The organism is Bradyrhizobium ottawaense, from assembly GCF_002278135.3.
Taxonomy (GTDB): Bacteria; Pseudomonadota; Alphaproteobacteria; order Rhizobiales; family Xanthobacteraceae; genus Bradyrhizobium; species Bradyrhizobium ottawaense.
In genome coordinates this window covers 3,513,304-3,532,423 of sequence record NZ_CP029425.2, presented here as the reverse complement: position 1 = coordinate 3,532,423, position 19,120 = coordinate 3,513,304, and the positions used below count along the sequence as shown (strand labels likewise).

17 protein-coding genes are annotated in these 19,120 nt (G+C 63.8%); 16 read left to right on the top strand and 1 reads right to left on the bottom strand.

Annotation, left to right across the window (positions count from 1 at the left end; translation table 11 throughout):
- Position 1 precedes the first annotated feature (1 nt).
- The 16 genes from CIT37_RS16755 (at position 2) to CIT37_RS16680 (ending at position 17,456) form a co-directional block, all read left to right on the top strand.
- Positions 2-613 (top strand): HAD family hydrolase, encoded by a 612-nt coding sequence (locus CIT37_RS16755; RefSeq protein ID WP_240536481.1) that lies wholly within the window; start codon positions 2-4, stop codon positions 611-613.
- The gene (locus tag CIT37_RS16750; protein WP_161966419.1) at positions 610-1,647 is read left to right on the top strand and encodes an aminoglycoside phosphotransferase family protein; all 1,038 of its coding nucleotides are present in this window, start codon (positions 610-612) and stop codon (positions 1,645-1,647) included. Before CIT37_RS16755 ends, CIT37_RS16750 begins: the two co-directional genes overlap by 4 nt.
- Positions 1,622-2,470, top strand: a complete 849-nt coding sequence (locus tag CIT37_RS16745) for a transketolase (protein WP_095426221.1) — start codon at positions 1,622-1,624, stop codon at positions 2,468-2,470. The genes CIT37_RS16750 and CIT37_RS16745 overlap by 26 nt, the downstream gene beginning before the upstream one ends.
- Before the next feature lie 10 nt (positions 2,471-2,480).
- Positions 2,481-3,440, top strand: coding sequence for a transketolase family protein (locus CIT37_RS16740; protein WP_095426220.1), 960 nt, complete (start codon positions 2,481-2,483; stop codon positions 3,438-3,440).
- Between the two features lie 8 nt (positions 3,441-3,448).
- Positions 3,449-4,555, top strand: coding sequence for a DegT/DnrJ/EryC1/StrS family aminotransferase (locus CIT37_RS16735; protein ID WP_028141025.1), 1,107 nt, complete (start codon positions 3,449-3,451; stop codon positions 4,553-4,555).
- Positions 4,545-5,663: a DegT/DnrJ/EryC1/StrS family aminotransferase gene (locus CIT37_RS16730; protein WP_095426219.1), complete on the top strand. Its 1,119-nt coding sequence runs from the start codon at positions 4,545-4,547 to the stop codon at positions 5,661-5,663. The genes CIT37_RS16735 and CIT37_RS16730 overlap by 11 nt, the downstream gene beginning before the upstream one ends.
- A complete protein-coding gene (locus CIT37_RS16725) occupies positions 5,660-6,466 on the top strand; it encodes a sporadic carbohydrate cluster 2OG-Fe(II) oxygenase (RefSeq protein ID WP_018322239.1) in 807 nt (268 codons plus the stop codon). The genes CIT37_RS16730 and CIT37_RS16725 overlap by 4 nt, the downstream gene beginning before the upstream one ends.
- Positions 6,459-6,851 (top strand): LIC12192 family sporadic carbohydrate cluster protein, encoded by a 393-nt coding sequence (locus CIT37_RS16720; protein ID WP_018322238.1) that lies wholly within the window; start codon positions 6,459-6,461, stop codon positions 6,849-6,851. The genes CIT37_RS16725 and CIT37_RS16720 overlap by 8 nt, the downstream gene beginning before the upstream one ends.
- 25 nt (positions 6,852-6,876) lie before the next feature.
- Positions 6,877-7,542, top strand: coding sequence for a class I SAM-dependent methyltransferase (locus CIT37_RS16715; protein ID WP_028141029.1), 666 nt, complete (start codon positions 6,877-6,879; stop codon positions 7,540-7,542).
- The gene (locus CIT37_RS16710) at positions 7,520-8,095 is read left to right on the top strand and encodes a WbuC family cupin fold metalloprotein (RefSeq protein ID WP_095426218.1); all 576 of its coding nucleotides are present in this window, start codon (positions 7,520-7,522) and stop codon (positions 8,093-8,095) included. Before CIT37_RS16715 ends, CIT37_RS16710 begins: the two co-directional genes overlap by 23 nt.
- A complete protein-coding gene (locus CIT37_RS16705) occupies positions 8,061-9,137 on the top strand; it encodes a lysylphosphatidylglycerol synthase transmembrane domain-containing protein (RefSeq protein ID WP_244611401.1) in 1,077 nt (358 codons plus the stop codon). Before CIT37_RS16710 ends, CIT37_RS16705 begins: the two co-directional genes overlap by 35 nt.
- Before the next feature lie 28 nt (positions 9,138-9,165).
- Positions 9,166-11,454: a hypothetical protein gene (locus tag CIT37_RS16700; protein WP_095426286.1), complete on the top strand. Its 2,289-nt coding sequence runs from the start codon at positions 9,166-9,168 to the stop codon at positions 11,452-11,454.
- Between the two features lie 48 nt (positions 11,455-11,502).
- Positions 11,503-13,728, top strand: coding sequence for a hypothetical protein (locus CIT37_RS16695; protein WP_109866599.1), 2,226 nt, complete (start codon positions 11,503-11,505; stop codon positions 13,726-13,728).
- A 276-nt stretch (positions 13,729-14,004) separates the two neighbouring features.
- Complete coding sequence (locus tag CIT37_RS16690; protein WP_038973050.1) at positions 14,005-15,222, top strand: class I SAM-dependent methyltransferase; 1,218 nt, start codon at positions 14,005-14,007, stop codon at positions 15,220-15,222.
- Positions 15,215-16,408: a class I SAM-dependent methyltransferase gene (locus CIT37_RS16685; RefSeq protein WP_095426215.1), complete on the top strand. Its 1,194-nt coding sequence runs from the start codon at positions 15,215-15,217 to the stop codon at positions 16,406-16,408. Before CIT37_RS16690 ends, CIT37_RS16685 begins: the two co-directional genes overlap by 8 nt.
- Before the next feature lie 13 nt (positions 16,409-16,421).
- Positions 16,422-17,456 (top strand): Gfo/Idh/MocA family protein, encoded by a 1,035-nt coding sequence (locus tag CIT37_RS16680; protein ID WP_095426214.1) that lies wholly within the window; start codon positions 16,422-16,424, stop codon positions 17,454-17,456.
- Here CIT37_RS16680 and CIT37_RS16675 read toward each other — a convergent pair.
- Entirely contained in the window at positions 17,446-19,116 is a 1,671-nt protein-coding gene (locus CIT37_RS16675) for a hypothetical protein (RefSeq protein ID WP_095426213.1), read from the bottom strand. The genes CIT37_RS16680 and CIT37_RS16675 overlap by 11 nt on opposite strands.
- Positions 19,117-19,120 lie beyond the last annotated feature (4 nt).

Genomic DNA, 19,120 nt, shown 5'->3' with positions numbered 1-19,120 from the left:
CGTGCGGATCGGCATCGATTTCGACAACACGATCATCTGCTACGACAAGGTCTTTGCCGCCGCGGCGCGTCAGCGCGACCTGGTGCCGGAGGGCTGGGAGGGGCTGAAGAACGATGTGCGGGATCTCTTGCGATCCCGCACGGGTGGCGAGCTCGCCTGGCAAGGCCTGCAAGGCTTCGTCTACGGCAAGGGCATTGGCGGCGCCGAAATTTATCCGGGCGTGCGCGAATTCCTCGCGGCGTGCAGACAGGCCGGCGCCAGGGTGTACATCGTCAGCCACAAGACCCGATTTGGTCATCAGGACCCCGACCATACCGACCTGCGCGAGGCCGCACGCGGCTGGCTGCGTGGCGCCGGCCTCATCGACGCTGCGGAGGCGGCAGTGGCCAGCGGCGATGTTTATTTCGAGGACACGATGGCAGCCAAGGTCGACAGGCTCGCGAGCCTGGAGCTGGACATCTTCATCGACGATCTCGTGGAGGTCTTCGAGCAGCCGCATTTCCCGAAGGACACGCGATCGATCCTGTTCACGCGTTCGCAGTCCCCGCACCCCGAACATTGCACGCCGATCGCGACATGGGCCGGCATCCGCGACGAGGTGTTTGCGGCATGAGCGAGCCCGACATCAGCGCAGCGGATGCGATCTCGATCGGCAGCCGCCTTGCCGGAGCAACGGTCGCGGCCGCCCACCCGGCGCGGTCCGGCGGCAACAACAGGGTGTTTCGGCTGGAGATGGCGGAGGGTCCACCCCTCGCCCTCAAGCATTATCCGTCCGACGGGCGCGACCGGCTGGGACAGGAATATGACGCGCTGACGTTTCTGTCGCGCCATGGGATTACATCGACGCCGCGGCCGATTGCAAAGGACGCGGATGCGTTCTGCGCGCTGTATCAATGGTTCGACGGTGACGCGGCGGTGCTGCGTCCCCGGGACGACGATGCCGACCAACTGGCCGATTTCCTGATCGAATTGCAGAAGCTGCGCGACGCCGAAGGTGCGCAGACCTTGCGCAATGCGTCAGCCAGCATCTTTTCACCCGAGGAAGCCATCGCCCAGTACGAGCAGCGCCTCGACGGGTTGACGCGCGAGTCGCAGGATCACCCCGAGCTGCGTACGTTCATCGACCGCAGCCTGGTTCCCAGCACGGCCGTCGCCATCCGAAGGCTCCGCCAACGTTATGCGGAACTGGGGCGGGATCCCGCAGCGGATCTTCTGCCCGCGCATCGCGCATTGAGCCCGTCCGATTTCGGACTGCACAACGCGCTGCGCGGCGAAGACGGCCGCCTGCGCTTCATCGACTTCGAATATTTCGGCTGGGACGATCCGGTCAAACTGCTGTCCGATACCGCGATCCACCCCGGCAGCGATCTGCCCGCAACAAGCGCGAATCGCCTCATCGAACGCCTCACGCAAGCCTTTGCGGCTAGGGATGACGCGTTTGCGATCCGCCGTGACGTACTGTATCCTGTGTTCGGGGCGATCTGGTGCCTGATTGTCCTGAATGCCTATTTGCCCGAAAGCCGCTCCCGGCGCGCCTTGGCTGCGCAAGGTGGCGATCTGACGGTCCGCCTTGCCGGTCAGCTCGACAAAGCACGCCGGCTTCATCAAACGATTTGCCAACGTGATCCAGATCTCACCCCACGCTGAAGCCGCCCTCACCTGCACGCTGGACGAGCGCAGTCTCTATTTGCGCCGCCTGGTCCTTGGTTCTGTTCGCTCCGCAGGACGCGGCCATGTCGGTCCGGCCCTGTCGCTGATCGAAATGGTCCGCGTGCTCTACGACGACATCCTGCGGATCGATCCGAACAACCCGCGCGATCCGGAACGCGACCGCGCGATCCTCAGCAAGGGGCACGGGTGCCTGGCGCTCTACGCGCTGCTCGCCGATCGCGGCTTCTTCCCGCTGTCGGAGCTCGACGGCTTTTGCGGCTCCGACAGTATCTTGGGCGGACATCCCGAATACGGCATGGTGCCGGGTGTCGAGGCGTCGACCGGCGCGCTCGGACACGGCCTGTCGATCGGCGTCGGCCTTGCGCTCGCCGCCCGCATGCGCGAGCGCAATTACCGGACCTTCGTGCTGCTCGGCGACGGCGAGATCAACGAAGGATCGGTGTGGGAGGCCGCCATGGGCGCGGCCAAGCACGGGCTCGACAAGCTGGTCGCGATGATCGACTACAACAAGCTTCAGAGCTACGGCCCCACCGACTACGTGCTGCCGCTGGAGCCGCTCGCGGACAAATGGCGCAGCTTCGGCTTTGCCGTGCAGGAGCTCAACGGCCACGACGTCGGCGCCCTGCGCACCGTCCTGAAGCAGGTCCCGGCCGTACCGGGCAAGCCCACCGCGATCATCTGCCATACCGTCAAGGGCAAGGGTCTGCCGCCCGCAGAATCCAACGCCGATTGGCATCACAAGAACAAGCTGTCCGACAGTGAGCTCGACGCCATCCGCGTCGCCGTCGGCGATTTTTGATCGGCTCCCCATGCGCAACACCGCGATGAACATGGTCCACAAGCTCGCCGCGCGCGACGAGCGTGTGCTTTACATCGGCTCCGATCCCGGCGCCGGCACGCTGCGTGCGATGAGCAAGGAGTTTCCCAAGCGCCATCTGATCGAGGGCATTTCGGAAGCGCACATCATCGGCATGTCGGCCGGCCTCGCGATGGAAGGCTTCGTGCCTTACGTCAATACCATCGCGACCTTCCTCACCCGCCGCTGCTACGAGCAGGTGGCCGTCGATCTCTGTTTGCACAATCTGCCGGTGCGGCTGATCGCCAATGGCGGCGGGCTCGTCTACGCGCCGCTCGGCCCCACCCACCAGGCGATCGAGGACATCGCCATCATGAGGGCGCTGCCGAACATGACGGTGGTCTGCCCATGCGACGCCGACGAGGCCGCGCGCATGATGGACAAGACGCTCGACTGGACCGGACCGATCTACATCCGGCTCGGCAAGGGCGGTGATGCCATCGTCTCGAAGGCCGAGCACGGCTTCGAGATCGGCAAGGCCATCCTGATGCGCCCGCCGGGCGACGTCCTCATGGTGACCACCGGCGTCATGCTCCAGCGCGCCATCGCCGCAGCCGACCTGCTGGCCGCGCAAGGCATTCGCGCCGGCATCCTGCATATGCATACGGTGAAGCCGCTCGACACCGAAGCGCTGCTGCAAGCGATCCGCGGCATCAAGCTCGTGGCAACGCTGGAGGAGCACGTGCCCTCCGGCGGCCTCGGCAGTGCGGTTGCGGAGACGCTGATCGACAAGCTCGGCTCCGGCCTGCCCGCGATGCTGCGGCTGTCGCTGCCGGACCGCTTCATGCACAATTACGGCTCGCAGGACTCGCTGCTGAAGAAGCACGGCCTCGCGCCCAACGCCATTGCGACCTCGATCGAGCACGCGCTCGCGGCGTCGCGCACCTCCGCTCCTCAACTCCATTCCACCTGACGGGTCACATGTACGACGTTCGATATTCCTATCTGCTCGAGCAATTCTCCGACCCCGCCCCGATCCTGGCCGAGATCGGCCGGCTGGTCGCGACCGGTGACTTCACCCTTGGCAAGCCCGTCGCCGAATTCGAGAAGCGCTTTGCCGAACTGATCGGCGTGCGTCACGCCATCGGCGTCGGATCAGGCACCGACGCACTCAAGCTGCCGCTCAAGGCGCTCGGCATCGGCCATGGCGACGAGGTCATCACCGCCGCCAACACCTTCATCGCCACCGTCGGCGCGATCGCGGAAACCGGCGCCACCCCGGTGCTGGTCGACTGCGACGATTCCTTCTGCATGAACGTCGACCAGGTCGAAGCCGCCATCACCAAGAAGACCAAGGCGATCATGCCGGTTCAATTGACCGGCGAGGTCACCGACATGGGCAAGCTGATGGCCATCGCGCAGCGCCATAACCTTCCCGTCGTCGAGGACGCCTGCCAGGGCATCCTGTCGGAGTTCGCCGGCAAGCGTTCCGGCACCCACGGCATCGCCGCCGGCTTCTCCCTGCATCCGCTCAAGAACCTCAACGTCTGGGGCGATGCCGGCGTCGTCGTCACCAATGACGACGGCATGAACGAGAAGCTCCGCCTGATCCGCAACCACGGCATGAAGAACCGCGACGAGATCGCGATCCTCGGCTGCAATTCGCGGCTCGATTCCCTGCAGGCCGTCGTCGGCAACTGGCTGATCGGCCAGACCAGCGAGATCACGCGGCGCCGGATCGAGAACGCGGCCTATTACGACGCGGGCCTTGCCGGCCTGCCCGGCCTGCGCGTTCCGCCGCGCCGGCCCAACGTGAAGCACGTCTACCATCTCTACATGGTGTTCGCCGAACGCCGCGACGAGCTCTACCAATACTGCCTGGACAACGGCATCGAGGCCAAGATCCACTATCCGATCCCGCTGTATCAGCAGGAAGGCCTCAAGCATCTCGGCTACGCGCCCGGCACCTTCCCGGTCACCGATCGCCACGCCAAGGAAGTCATCAGCTTCCCCGTCGACCAGCATCTGACGCGCGCACAGCAGGACCGCGTCATCGAGACCGTCAGGAAGTTCTGCCATGGACGCTGACACCGGCCGCCGGCGCATCGGTTACGTCAATCTTCCCGCCCAGTTCGAGGAAGAGCGCACCGAGATCATGCAGGCGGTGGAAGGCGTATTCCAGCGCGGCGATTTCATCGGCGGGGCGGCGGTCGGAAAGCTCGAGGAGGAATTGTCCGCCTATCTCGGCTCGCCCCATGTCGTGACGCTGAATTCCGGCACCGACGCGCTGATCCTCGCCTTGCGGGCGCTCGACATCGGTCCCGGCGACGAGGTGATCACCCCGCCGAATTCGTTCGTGGCCTCGACCGCCGCGATCATCGCGGTCGGCGCCACGCCTGTCTTTGCGGACGTGCTGCCGGACCAGAACATCGATCCGGCCGCGGTCGAGGCGGCCGTCACGCCGCGCACCAAGGCGATCATGCCGGTACACCTGACCGGGCGCATGGCCGACATGACCCCGCTGATGGCGATCGCGGACAAGCACGCGCTCGCCGTGATCGAGGACAGCGCCCAGGCGGTCGGCTCGACCTATGACGGGCGGATGAGCGGCACCATCGGCACGTTCGGTTGCTTCTCCGCCCACCCCTTGAAGAATCTCAACGCCGCGGGCGATGCCGGCTTCCTCGTCACTGCCGACGCCGAGCTCGCCGCAAGAATCCGCCGGCTGCGCAATCACGGCCTCATCAACCGCAGTGACGTCCAGGAGTGGGGCATCGTATCACGGCTCGACACGCTGCAGGCCGAGGTGCTGCGCATTCGCCTGCGTCACCTGCCCTCCGTGATCGAGCGTCGGCGGCGCAACGCCGCGCAATACCGCGCCGAGCTCGCAGGGCTTCCTCTGTTCATTCCGCCCTGCCGCAACATCGAGTTCAACACCTTCCACACCTTCGTGGTGCAGACCGACCGCCGCAACGACTTCCAGAAATATCTGGCCGACAAGGGCATCGAGACCGCGATCCATTATCCGGTCCCGATCCATTTGCAGCCGGCGGCGGCGCATCTGGGTCAAGGCCGCGGCGCGTTCCCGGTGACCGAGCGGCAGGCAGACCAGATCCTCACGCTTCCCATCAACCAGTTCCTGTCGGCCGCCGATATCAGCTATATCTGCGCGACCGCCCGGGAGTATTTTGCATGACGGATACGGACTTCCTTCAGGCCGATGAGCAGGCGCTGGCGCAGCGCTTCATCGACAACGGCTTCGTCACCACGCCTGCCGACGATCGTGCAGGCCTCGACCGCATCCAGCGGCGCGCCGCCGAGCTGGCGGCCGATTATCTCAAGCTGCCGCACAGCAACGATCCCTATGCGATGCTGGACAGCATCCACACACGAGTGAGCGTGGACGATCTCAACGGCCTGCGGCTGCACGTCTTCAACGGCCTCAACGCCGAGCCGTGGTTCCGGCCGACTTATTTCCGCCTGGCGCGTTCGACGATCGAGACCATCGTCGGCAACGAGCTCTGCATGCAGCGCCGCGTCAATCTCAGCATCCAGATGCCCGGCGACGATTCCTCGCTGCTCGCCACCCATTCCGATGTCTGGTCGGGCGACTCGCCGTTCGAGGTCGTGGTGTGGGTGCCGCTGGTGGACGTCCACCACACCAAGGCGATGTATCTGCTGCCGCCGTCGCTGAACGGCGATATGCAGGACCGGATGGCAAGCCTGCGCAGCGCCGAGGAGCTGTACAAGACGATCAAGCCGCACGCGACCTTCATCGAGATCCCCTACGGTCACGTGATGCTGTTCAACCAGACCCTGATGCACGGCAATCGCGTCAACGAGGAGCCCGGCACGCGCTGGAGCATGAACTGCCGCTTCAAGAGCATCATGTCGCCCTACGCGGATAAGCGCTTCGGCGAGTTCTTCGAACCGATCCTGTTGCGCCCGGCGACGCGGGTCGGCATGCAATACAAGCTCCCAGGGGGCTTCCATGGCTGAGCGAGCCGGCCATCGCGGCTATATCGGCGCGCGGCCGCTGAACGGCAGCCGCACCCCGCAGCACGTCCAGAACATCGTGATCCGCGACTACGCGCGGCGCAAGAACCTGCAATTTCTGCTCAGTGCCGTCGAGCACATCATGCCCGGCAGCTACATGGTGCTCGAGGACATCCTGGACGAGTTGCCCCGCCTGAATGGCCTGATCCTCTACAGCATCTTCATGCTGCCGCCCGACGAGGCACGGCGACGGGAGATCTACGACCGCGTGCTGCGCGAGGGCTGCGACCTCCACGCCGCCGTCGAGGAGATCACGCTGTCGTCGCAGAAGGACATCCAGGCCGTCGAGGACATCCTGCTGGTCAATAAATACGCCACCATCCTGTGACGATGCCGCGGACCGGTTGGGCCCCATGAGCGAGATCAACCTGCTCCAACCGATGCACGCATCGACCAGGCGGAACTACGTTCAGCGCGTGGTCGAGCACGACAAGGCAGAATCCGCCACCGTCGCGCGGCAATGGGGGCAGGACTACTGGGACGGCGACCGGCGCTACGGCTATGGCGGCTATCGTTATGACGGACGCTGGCGCCCGCTCGCCCAGACCCTGATCGATCGCTACGGCATCAAGCCCGGCATGAGCGTGCTCGACGTCGGCTGCGGCAAGGGCTACCTGCTCTACGAGTTCAGCCAGCTTGTCCCCGACCTCAGGATCGCCGGCATCGACATCTCCGACTACGGCATCGCCAACGCCAAGGAGGAGGTGCGGCCGCTGCTGAAGGTCGGCAGCGCCGTCGAGCTCCCCTACCCCGATCACAGCTTCGACCTCGTGGTGTCGCTCGGCGTGCTGCACAACCTTCCGCTCGAGGACGTGTTCCGCGCGGTGTCGGAGATCGAGCGCGTCGGGCGCGGCACCTCGAAATATCTGATGGTGGAATCGTTCCGCAACGAGCGCGAGAAGGCGAACCTCCTCTACTGGCAGCTCACCTGCCTGAGCTTCCACGGCCCGGAAACCTGGGCGTGGATCTACGACAAATGCGGCTATCGGGGCGACCATGGGTTCATCTTCTTCGAATGAAGCCGGCCTGCGCCGGCCGACGTCGCTACGCGCGCAAAATCCGGAAGTGTATTATTCGGACGACGCCATCGTCACGGCGGATGACGCCACGATCGTCGAGCTGAAACGCATCGCCGCCGGCAACCCGCGTCTGCGCAGCCGGCTGTGCACGCACCCCGATCCCGCGTCCAGCCTGCACGAGATGCTGATCGTGCATCATCGCGAGGCCTATGTCCGGCCCCACAAGCATTTTGGCAAACCTGAATCGTTTCACGTGATCGAGGGCACTGCGCAGGTCGTGATCTTCGAGGATGACGGCCGCATTCGCGACGTCCTCGAGATGGCGCCCTACGGCCAGGGCAAGCGCTGCTATTACCGGATGCCCGAAAAGGTCTTCCACTCGATCCTGATCACCTCGGAATGGCTGGTGTTCCACGAAACCACCGCCGGCCCGTTCGATCCCTCACGCACGGCATTTCCCGACTGGGCCCCGGATGGCGGCGACGCTGCCGAGGTCCACGACTACGTCACGCGGATTGGTGCGCTCGCCGTGGAGCATCTGGCGAGACGGTAAATTTCGACCCCTATCGCTGCTCGACGATCCCGCCGTGAATGATCGAGGACGAAACCAGACGATGAAGCCGCCTGCAAAAGCACTGGTTACCCTGGTCAAGTTCGCGGTGTCGATCGGGATCCTGGTATTGCTCTTGCGCAGCCAGGACTTGTCGTCCCTGAAAGCCGATCTTCTCGCCGTCAACTTGAACATGCTGGCGCTTGCTGTGTTGCTGCTGTTCGCCCAGACCTTCATTCTCTGCCACCGCTGGATCCTGATCCTCCGCGCCATGAGCGTGCCCCTGAGATGGCTGGCCGGCTGGCGCATTCTGATCATCAGCACCTTTTTCAATCAGGTGCTACCCGCGGGCGGTGACGCGGTCCGGATCTGGATGCTGCGGCGGAATGGCGTGCAATGGTCGCAGACGATCGGCAGCATCGTGGCCGATCGCTTCCTGGCGCTGCTGGCGCTCGGTCTCATCGTCCTGGCGGGAATGCCGTTCCTGCTGCCTCGTGTCCACGACAACTCACTCCTTTTCGCGATCGTGACCGTTCTGGCGGCTGCATGCCTCGGCGCAATCGCCCTGGCGACGCTGGACCGGTGGCCGCCGCGCCTGATCGCGGCCGTGCCGGCCAGGATCGTGCAATTCGCGATGCTGGTCAGGGCTCCGTTGCTGGGGGCCGGAGGGCGGGCAATGTTGATCGTATCAGCCATTATCGTCCACCTGATCACCGTTGCGACCTGCTATGTCCTCGCGATCGGACTGGAGGCGCCCCTCACCGCACTTGACGCCTTCGTGCTGGTCCCGCTCGTCATCCTGTCTTCCGCGGTCCCCATCTCGATCGGAGGCTGGGGCGTGCGCGAAGGCGCGATGGTCGCTGCGCTTGGCCTCGCCGGGATCGCATCCGACAAGGCGCTCGCGATATCGGTCCTGCTGGGTCTTGGCGGCCTGATCGTCGGGCTGTTCGGCGGGCTGGTATGGCTGATCGCGCCCGAGCGCACCGGCTTCAGCCCTGAGGAGGCGCGGGCCATCGCCGAACGAACCGATGCAGCGCCGGTCTAGCATGGGCAACGCCGGACAAGACCATGCGATGACATCTGCCGAGGTGCGTTTTCGTACCATCGTCGAGACATGGTCGTGGCGCGCGCTCATTTTCGCGCCGGCCGCTCTTTCCATGTGGTGCCTGAACCGCGACGGCACTTATCGAACGCTGCTATTTGACGGTGGCTGGACAACGCGATTTTACGTCCTCGCCTGGATCGTCCTGACGCCGTATCTCGGCTGGTTCATCATGGCGACCGGCCGCCTGACGTTCTCGCTCATCAGGCACGAACCCACTCAGCGCGTCGACGAGTTCTTCGTCGGCGCGGCCACGCTCGTCTTGACGGGATTTGGGCTAGGCGCTCTTTCCATCCTGTACCCACAAATCGTTCTCGGATTGGCGATCGCGGTTCTGCTGTGGGACAGCCGCAGCTTTCGGAAGCCGCGGAAGCTCGCGGTGACTTTGCCGCTGATCGCAACATCGCTGCTGGGTCTTTGGCTTCTGGCGACGGTGTTCCTCGACCGCGCCATCATACCCGATGTCATTTCGACCGACGTTCAACAGCTCTACGCCCCGTATCTGGCGGAGGTCGCGAGAAATCACAGCATCTGGCTTGCGGCCGACAATCCCATCTTCTCCGACTTCGAGATCGGTCACGGAAACGGGCTGCACCTGTTGCTGGCGACGTTCCTGCCGCCCCACGTCGCCCAGATCATTTCGTTTCTCTATTTCGTCGGGATCGGCGCTGTCATTTTCGAACTCGCCCGCCTCGTTCTTCCATTCCAGGCTTTCGGACGCCGGTGCGAAGAGGCTGCGATCCCGATCGCACTCGGCCTGGCAATTCTCGGGCTTGCTTGGCCGAGGACGGTGCCGACCGTTACACCCGGCCTCCACATCATGGAGTTTGGAAAGTACCACCTTCAGACAGCGGCATTCTTCGTCTATTTCCTGCTGGTCGTCATCCGCTCTTCCCAAAGTCGAGACAGGCTCGCCGCCGGCATTTGCGCCTTTGCAGTCGCGGCTTCCTATCCGCTCTACGCCGCGTTCGTCTTTTTGATCTCGGCGTTGGGAGTGCTCACCAAGGCGCTTCAGCGCGACCTGTCCGGCGTCATGACCGGCGTGCTGCTCGGGGGCGGAGCGATCGCCGGGTGCATGTTGGCCTTCTCCGTCAATTATCTCTACCTCGGAATCCCGGCCACCAACCCGTATTCGCTGTTCCGGGGCGCCGCATCGGTCGAGCGTTTCTCACAATTCGGAAGCCTCGATATTCTCGACTATTTCGTGCTGGCGCAGTCGCTGGAGGTCAGCGACTTCCTCAGCAAGGCGGGGTTGTTCGCCTTCTTCAAGCAGGTCAGGTCCGTTCTCCTCGTTGCCATTGCTCTCGCGGCGGCAACTTGCACCGTGGCTTACATCGACTCGAAGCTGTTTCCGGATCGCTCCGGCGCCTCGAAGTCGCGAATGTCGTTCAATGCTGCGGGGCTCTTGATCATCATCGCCTACGTAGCCAGCGTCCGACTTCTGGATATGACGCTGAATATTCCGAGCCTGATCAGGCTATCCGTTCATGTCACCGCGCTATTCCCGCTGGCGACCGTGGCCATCACCTGTTGGGCGCTGGTTGTCGTGCGGCGGTTGGCCTCAACCTGGTCCCCCGGGCGCTACGCGCCTCATGTGGCCCTTCTGGCGCTCCTGATCACCTGCGCCTGGACAACCCTTTCCTATCCCTGGCAGAGCTTCAGGGACGACGGGACCGTCGCTTTTGTGACCGGGCGCCCCCTTCGCCAGTTGCCCCGTGTCAGCCTGGACTGGCAGCGCTGTGACGAACTGCAGCAATCGACGGGGTCTGAGCGCATTCTGCCTCTCAACGGCTATCGCGCGTTGGTGCCATGCTATTTCTCGCCGCTCCTCACGCGAGGCAAGGTCATTCATACCTATCAGAGCGATGTCGCGCGCGATTTCAAGAAGGTCGCGCTGGGGACTGCCGATACGGCGCAAGCCACGCTTCGCGCGTTGGGGGTGAATCTTTTCTACGTCCAGAGGGAGAATTGCGATTTTTGGCTGAATGGGTTCTCAGACCTCTTCCAGAAAGAAGAACTGGCGAGACGTTTTGCGGTTCGCGCCGAGACTCCGCATTACTGGCTATTGACGTGGCGGGCTGGTGATCAGCCATTGACTCCGGAAACGGCAGCGGCAATCTCGACGCTGAGGACGAGATCGAAGGATATTTATCGAATGGCTTACGGTGTCGAGCCCTTTGAGGTGGTGAGGCACCAGTTGCCACCAGACGGCAAGCCAAGAGACCTCGCGATTCTCGATCAGTTGTCCAAATGCCGCTGAGGGTTGCTGATTTGACGGCGGAAAGCGATCCTCCGCGGAGACATCTACATGCATTCCGGTAAACGCTGGTCTTGGGGAGGCTGGCGAACAAGCGCGCGCGCCGGCTTGATGACGGCTCCATTCCTCATCGCGGCCTTAGGCCTACTGATCAAGGTTCCTCCCGAGGTCCAGTTCTTCAGCGGCGGCCCCTTGGTCGCCTGGAACAGCTTGTGTCTCGCTGTCCTCGCTCCCTACGTGGCTATCGCGTTTGTCGGAATGGGGGCCCTGCTCGTCAACCGCCTCGACGAAGGCAACGACCTCGACGCCGCGGATTTGCTCGTGCTGCAGTTCTTCGGCGGCGCTGCTCTGTGCGTCTTGATTGGCGTTTGCCTCGGTGCGGCGGGATTGCTCTTCCCGTGGATCACCATCCCATTCTTGACGGGCATTATCGCCTGGCACCTTGCGCGTCCATCCCGTGGCCGTTGGATACCATCTACGGCTGCGAAGTGGCTGCTGGTTGGACTAATCGGTTTGTCGGCCGTCGTGCTTCTGCTGGTGAAGGGCGTCGTGCTCGACGCGACGCGCGGTGATATCCCGCAACTTTATCTTCCGCTCCTCGCTGACCTGCAGAACCGCCACACCCTCTGGCTCGACCCCGAACAGCCAAAGCTGTTCTGGTTCTTGCTCGGCCGCGGCCACGGGGCCGACATGTTGCTCGTGAGCTTCGGTGGTCCGACGGCTCATCAAATCCTCTCGGTCGTCTACTTGCTGTCCATCGCGGCTCTGGTCCATCGCATGGCGGTGCGGCTGACAACGGGCTGGATACTGCCGGGATGCGCGGCCCTGATCGCAATGTGGTCGAGCTTCATCGGATTGGAGACGGGGCGCTTTCACTATGAGACCGGCGCCTTCCTCCTGTTCGTCTGTTGGGCAGGGCCGCTCTATGCCACCACCAAGGCCCGCGTGATCTTCCGCGCCTTGGTGCCAACCGTGATGTCCATCGCCATCATGGTCCCCCAGGCGGCGATCATCGCCACGGCCTTCTTGATGGCGGGAGCGGGCGCCGGCTGGTTCGCTCATGGCCCGCGCGGCATCGTGCGGCCACTCGGAGTGGCCGCAATCGGTCTTGGCACAGCGGCTCTCAGCCTTCTGGTCAACCAGATCTATCTCGGCATCGCCGAGGTCAATCCGATCGGCGTGTTCATGCCGCTCATCAACGTGGAGCGCTTTCGTCAAATCTCGAGCCTCGAGCTCATGGTCTACGTAAACAACGCGCAGGGCATCAAATATGCAGGATTCTCGATGCGCGACATCGTGGCTGCTTTCGGCCGCCTGCGGGAGGTGCTCTGGAGCCTATTCTTTGGCACGAACTTCTGGACATACCCGGCTTTCATTGTCGCGTGCGCAGCCGTGCTCAGAGTACGGCGCCCGCAAGGAAATGGCCCATTCGTCGTAGGTCTCGCTCTCTGCCTGCTCGCTGTCATCAGCCTGATCACACTCACCTCACATGGAAGTCTGGAGCGCATGCTGGCCTTCCGATCGGTCGCAACTCCGCTCATTGCCATTTCAATCATCGTGCCGCTCGCCGATCTCTTTCGGCGGCGTCAGTTGCAACTTCGCCTCGTCTCTCTGCCTTCTGCGATGGTGACGATCGCTTTGGCGGCCCTTGTCGCGACTGTGGTTGCGAGGTCGCAGGGCGAGATAACGCGCGTGCGCATGCAGGGCGCCTTGGCGTTTGTCACCGGTCGCATCGGCCTGGTTGGCACCTCCCCGTCCTTTGACGACCTCGATCCACGCCGCTGTCGGGAGGTTTCAAGTCACGTCCCTGCTGATTGGCACATCCTCCCCGTCAATTCCGCTTTGCGTTTTCTGCCGACCTGCGCCGAGTCCCCTCTCCTGCCATCTGGCCGGGTCGTGGATACCTTGCATCCGGTGTTTCTGCCCGATTATGGAGACGTCCTGCTTGGGCCCGCCCCAATCAGCATTGCCGCGCTACGCCGCCACAATGTGAATGCCTTTTACATAGAGAGCGACCGGCTGGATTTCTGGGCGCATGGGCAAAGCCCGCTTTTTGATTCAGACAGCATGCCGCGCAATCTGGACGTCCTCCACGTCGGAGCTGATTACATCTTGCTGACATGGAAGGGCTTGGGAGCGCCAATCAGCGACGAACAGGTTGCCGCGATCACCGCGCTACGGAACCGCAGCCGCGTGACCGGTCCAGGCAAAGACTATTGGGATGGTATCGCAACGCTTGCGGCGTGGCGGTCGCGGCAAGACTCTACCGAAAAGTGAGCGGCCGCGCGCTTCCGCCTCCACCGCGGCGCGGCAAAGAGGCTTCGCGCGAAGCCGGACCCCAACCTGAATAGTCACTGCAAAATCCTGCCGAATCGGCTCTGTTTTTCGCGAGTCCGACGATCGGATAAGATGCCGGCGGACAGCGTGGGGGATCTCAACTTATCAATTGAGGTGCACGCTGTGGCCCTATATAGCCGTACAATGGCTGCCAGCCGCGGGCCGTAATGGCTCGGAACGCCGATTCCAGACCTGCTCCTGCAAAGAGTTAAAGCCGTGACTGACCATTGCCGCCTTTGCCATTCGACCAACCTGCGTCCGGTCATCGACCTCGGACTGATGCCGATTGCGCATCGGCTTCGGCGCAGCCGAAACGAGCAGGATGAACGCTTTCCGTTCGAGGTGCTGGCCTGCGGCGATTGCGGCCTGCCCCAGATCGTCAAGCCGATCGATCCAGATATTCTGTACCGGCAGTTCAACTACAATTTCAGCAGCTGGAAGCCGGAGCCGCATCAGGCGGACGAGCTCGACACCATCGCGAAATTCTCCAAGCACCAGTCCGTGTTCGAGATCGGATGCAACGACGGGCTGTTCATGGACAAGCTGCGCGAGCGCGGCACCAAGGTCATGGTCGGCGTCGAGCCCAATCCGGTGTCGGGCAAGATCGCCCGCGAGCGCGGCATCAAGGTCTATGCCGACATGCTCAGCCCGGCGATGGCCCACGATGCTGTCGCTCAGTCCGGCAAGTTCGACCTCGTCATATCGCGCCAGGTGCTAGAGCACATCGTCGATTTCGAGAACTTCTTCGACTGCGTCAAGATCGCGCTCAGCGACGACGGTTTGCTGTTCATCGACGTGCCTGATTTCGCCCCGGGGTCAGCGGAGGGAGACCTCTCCGTCCTCTGGGAGGAGCACGTCAGCTATTTCACCGAACCGACCCTGCTCGCGCTGCTGGCGCGCCACGGCTTCGAGGCGGTGTCCGTGAAGAAATACAATTTCAGCGGCGGAAGCCTCGCGATCGCAGCCCGCCGTGCCAAGGGCGCCGTGACGGCGCCGCCCGCGCCGTCCGGCGTTGGCGAGAAATTCGGTCAGCGTGCGAGAGAGTATGGCGCGCGTCTCCGCCCGATTCTCGAAAAAGCCCGCGCCAACGGCGCCGAGATCGCCATCTACGGTGCCGGCTGCCGCGCCTGCACCTTCACCAACGCCCACGAGCTTGCGAATCTCGTCGACCTCTCGGTCGACGACCAGAAGGAGCGCCAGGGGCTGTTCCTGCCCGGCACCGGCATTCCGATCCGTTCGCCCGAGGATCTCGCCGCCAAGTCGGCGCCGCTCGTCTGTCTTCTCGCCGTGAACGAGGAGAACGAGGCCAAGGTCAGCAGCCGGCTGCGCGAGAGCGTGAAGCGTCCGCTCGAGATCGTTGCGATCTTCGCGCCGAACGACATCTGGAGCGAGCTCGATCGTCTCGAGGCGGCGCTAAGGTCGCGGCATGGCTGAGTACAAGCTCTTCAACTATTACGAACGTCAGGATGTTCTGCCGACGTTCGGGAATTTCAAATCGTCCACCGAGCTCGAGGCCTACGCCAGCCAGCGGCGCGAGCTGTTCTCGGACAAGCTGGTGCTGCCGCCGCGGCTGTTCCGCGATGCCGATGTGCTCGAATTCGGTCCCGATTCCGGCGAGAACGCCCTGGTGTTTGCCGGTTGGGGCGCGAACATGACGCTCGCCGAGCCGAACCGGCATGCACACCCGAAAATCCAGGCCTACTTTGCACATTTCGGCCTGACCCAACGTCTCCGCGAGCTCGCACTCGCCGACGTCGAGGGCTTCCGCAGCGAGCGCCGCTTCGACATCATCGATGCCGAGGGCTTCATCTACACGGTGCAGCCGAGCGAAAAATGGCTCGGCATCTTCCATCGGCTGCTCAATCCGGACGGTTATGCCGTCGTGTCCTATTACGAGCGCTATGGCGGCTTCTTCGAGCTCGCGCTCAAGGCGATCCATGCGGCCGGCAAGGCATTGGGCGGTCGCGCTCCGCTCGACACGGCAAAGATGCTGTTCGAGGCGAAGTGGGACAGCATTCCGCACACCCGCAGCTTCGAATCCTGGCTGATGGACGTGCTGGAAAATCCTTTCGTCCGGCATCGCTACTTCCTCGACGCGGCCACCTTGTGCGCGGCGGCGCATCAACAGGGCTTCGACGTCCATTCGGCGTGGCCCGCCTACCGCGACAGCCTCGACATCTACTGGCACAAGAAAGTCCTTGCCGGCGACGAGAAGCTGCATCGCGCCAGACGCCATCTCGACCGCAGCCGGCTGAGCTTCCTCGGCGGACGAAAGCTCTATCTGGTCGGCAAGGCCGATGCCGTGCAGGCGATCTCGGCCTCGATCGAGGCGCTGGTGCTCGACGTCGATGGCATGATCGACGATCCCTTCGGCGAGAGCCTGACGCGCGTGGTCGCCGGCCTCGCGTCGCTGCGCGAGACGATCCGGACCACCGACATTCTGGCCGACGATGCCGCCGACATCGACGCCATCATTGCGACGCTCGACAGCTTCCATCGCATCTTTGGCGCAATCGGGCGACGGGATGCGTCTGCGGTCGCCGCCCTCACCCAGTCGGATCCGGCCTTCATCAACATTTGGGGACAGCCGGCGCATTTCCTCGTGATCCGGAAGCGCTGAGGGATCGTAGCCAGTGAAGCCAGGCATTGGCATCATCGGAACGGGCATGGTCGGCCAGATGTGCCACCTCGCCAATTTTGCTGCCAATTCCGCCTGCCGCGTCGTCGCGATCGCCGATCTCCGGCCGGACCTCGCCGCCGCCGCGGCGCAGAAGTTCGGCATCCCCCGGGTTTACAGCACGCACCGGGAGCTCCTCGCGGACAGCGCGGTGTCCGGCGTCGTCGTCGTGACGAAGCGTCGTGCCACCGGCCCGATCGTCCTGGACGCGTTGAACAGCGGGCGGCACGTGCTGTCGGAAAAGCCGATGGCCTACACGACGGCCCAGGCCAGTTCGCTGGTCGAAGCCGCACGGCAGCAAAACCTCGTCTACAGCATCGGCTACATGAAGCGTCACGATGCCGGCGTGGCGCGGGCGCTGCAGGTGCTGACGCGCCTGCGCGAAGACCAGTCGCTCGGACGCATTGTCCGGGCCGAGGGCTGGTGCTTCGGCGGCGACACCGGCCGGTCGCACGACAATTTCGTGATGACCGGCGAAGCGCGACCGGACGGGATTGAACTCTGGCAGGATGGCCCCGACTGGATGCCGCGCGCGGCGCGTCCCGGCTACGATAATTTTCTGAACGTCTTCAGCCATATCATCAACCTGGCGCGCTACCTGCTCGGTTCGTCGCCGACGGTCGCCGAAAGCGCGATCGAGGCTTCGGGTGCCGGGCGCATCACGCTCGACTTCGACGGCATCGCCTGCGCACTGGATCTCGTGAACGGCTCCGAAGGCAGCTGGCGCGAAGGGCTGACGATCGATTTCGAGCGCGGTGCGGTGACCCTGGAATTGCCGCCACCTTTCGCCGAGCAAGAGGCGGAGGTCATCGTCGATCACGATGGTCAGAGCACGCGGCTGACGGGCGAAAAGAGCTGGGCATTCCGGCGCCAGGCCGACGCCTTCGTTTCCGACGTCGCCGCGCGAGGCGTACCCTTGGCCTCCGGCGCGGATTCAGTGACCGACATCGCGCTTGCGGAGACCGTCTGGAAACAGCGGGCTAGCGGCTAGGCGCGGCATCCTTGCTTGCGCCCTCGAGCGGCAGAATGCCCGCGATGGGCCCAAGCTTGATCGTGACCTGCGCAAGTTGAGCCAGGAACTCTGCAACATCGCAGCGCGCCAGGAACCGGCACGCATAGTACTTCCGCACCAAGGTCTGGTTCGGTGCGGCTCCCGGGCCCGGCTGGAACGAGATCGTCGCCTGCGGCCCCGTCGGATCGAAATGATGGAATGCACTTCCCGGAGCGGTCCGCGCCTCGTCCATTCCCCGCAGGATGTCGGGCCGCTCGGCGCGCAGCGCAAATCCGAAGAACGGCTGATTGCCCCAGGCAAGTCGCAGCATGCCGGTGACCTCGGCGAGGCCGAACGGCACGTGCCGTGAGGGGTAGTCGAAAAAGCCGTCATCGAGCGCATAGACCGTCGCCGCGGGCTGGGCGCGGCCGGCAAGGTTGCGCGTCAGGGCCTCCTGCTTCAGCGTTCTCGCCTGCATGAAGACGTAGTCGCTCCACAGCATGCCGATCGACATGATCAGGCCCGATCCGAATATGGCTGCAAAGGCGATGCTGGGACTGGTCCAACGTTCGGCCAGCCGCTTGATTGCGAGAAACGCCAGCGCCGACGGCACACCCAACATCAGCAGATGACGGCTCTCGTAGAAATGCGTCGACGACGGCCGCAGGCCGGCGATCAGATAGGGTGACGACAATGCGAGGAACAAGACCAGGGCGAGCACGAACGGCAAGGCGATCGCGGTTCCGGACGTGGTCGGCTTCGGGTCGGCGCGCAGCAGCAGCAAGACGATGCCGACGAGCACCGCCGCCAAAATGAACAGCCCCGGGACGGCAATCGCCGCGCGCAACGCGTGGGCCAGGACGTCCCTGTAGCCGGTGATGAAGAATGCCAACCATCCCTTCGCCAACTCGCCGAGCGTCGGGAAATGGGCATCATAGTGCTGCGCGTACACGCCGATCCGCTTGAACCAGATATTGAGCGTGCCCCAGTAGATCAGAGGAAGCAGGATCAATTCCGGATAACCCAGGGCGCAGCGCCAGGCTGCGAGCCATGTGCGGCGAACGAAACCGTCCGTCGCCTTCCCGCCCCGCCAAATCGCAACGAAGAGACCCAGCATCACGAAGGCATAGAGCACGATCGTCGAGTTGAGCGCGAAGCTCAGGAGGAACACGAGCGCACAGGCCACGCGAAGCAGCGTGCGCCGCAGGCCGCGGGCGCTGAAGGCCAGCGTCAACAGCCATGCGCCGACGAACAGCAATCCGAAGCTGAAGACGTAGACCGCGTTCGCCTTGCCCGCCCAAAGCTGATAGCCGGGATAGGTCCAGACGATCAGCGCGAAACCGACCGCCTCGGCGCGGTCGAGCAGACCGAGACGCGTTGCGGTGAGCGCGAGCGATGTTGCGCCAAAGACGATCCCGGCGAACGCCAGCGAGACCATCACGACAACCGGGGCGCTCGTCCAGTTCGCGAACGTGTCGTAGCTGTAAAAGATCGGATGACCGGCGCCGTTCAGCAGGAAATCGATGTTGATGAAATAGTCGGGACGCGGCTTGAGCACCAGCCAGTCGTCCATGAAGAGACCATCGTTCACGAGCATCGGCGCATGCGCAGCCAATAGCACGACGAGGAGGACGACTATCGCACGCAGCAATGGGGACATCTCG

What these genes read in the sequence shown, in the direction of transcription:
- CIT37_RS16750 (WP_161966419.1), top strand. Translation starts at nt 610, where the DNA reads ATGAGCGAGCCCGACATCAGCGCAGCGGATGCGATCTCGATCGGCAGC.
- CIT37_RS16740 (WP_095426220.1), top strand. Translation starts at nt 2,481, where the DNA reads ATGCGCAACACCGCGATGAACATGGTCCACAAGCTCGCCGCGCGCGAC.
- CIT37_RS16735 (WP_028141025.1), top strand. Translation starts at nt 3,449, where the DNA reads ATGTACGACGTTCGATATTCCTATCTGCTCGAGCAATTCTCCGACCCC.
- CIT37_RS16730 (WP_095426219.1), top strand. Translation starts at nt 4,545, where the DNA reads ATGGACGCTGACACCGGCCGCCGGCGCATCGGTTACGTCAATCTTCCC.
- CIT37_RS16725 (WP_018322239.1), top strand. Translation starts at nt 5,660, where the DNA reads ATGACGGATACGGACTTCCTTCAGGCCGATGAGCAGGCGCTGGCGCAG.
- CIT37_RS16720 (WP_018322238.1), top strand. Translation starts at nt 6,459, where the DNA reads ATGGCTGAGCGAGCCGGCCATCGCGGCTATATCGGCGCGCGGCCGCTG.
- CIT37_RS16715 (WP_028141029.1), top strand. Translation starts at nt 6,877, where the DNA reads ATGAGCGAGATCAACCTGCTCCAACCGATGCACGCATCGACCAGGCGG.
- CIT37_RS16710 (WP_095426218.1), top strand. Translation starts at nt 7,520, where the DNA reads ATGGGTTCATCTTCTTCGAATGAAGCCGGCCTGCGCCGGCCGACGTCG.
- CIT37_RS16700 (WP_095426286.1), top strand. Translation starts at nt 9,166, where the DNA reads ATGACATCTGCCGAGGTGCGTTTTCGTACCATCGTCGAGACATGGTCG.
- CIT37_RS16695 (WP_109866599.1), top strand. Translation starts at nt 11,503, where the DNA reads ATGCATTCCGGTAAACGCTGGTCTTGGGGAGGCTGGCGAACAAGCGCG.
- CIT37_RS16685 (WP_095426215.1), top strand. Translation starts at nt 15,215, where the DNA reads ATGGCTGAGTACAAGCTCTTCAACTATTACGAACGTCAGGATGTTCTG.
- CIT37_RS16675 (WP_095426213.1), bottom strand. Translation starts at nt 19,116, where the DNA reads ATGTCCCCATTGCTGCGTGCGATAGTCGTCCTCCTCGTCGTGCTATTG.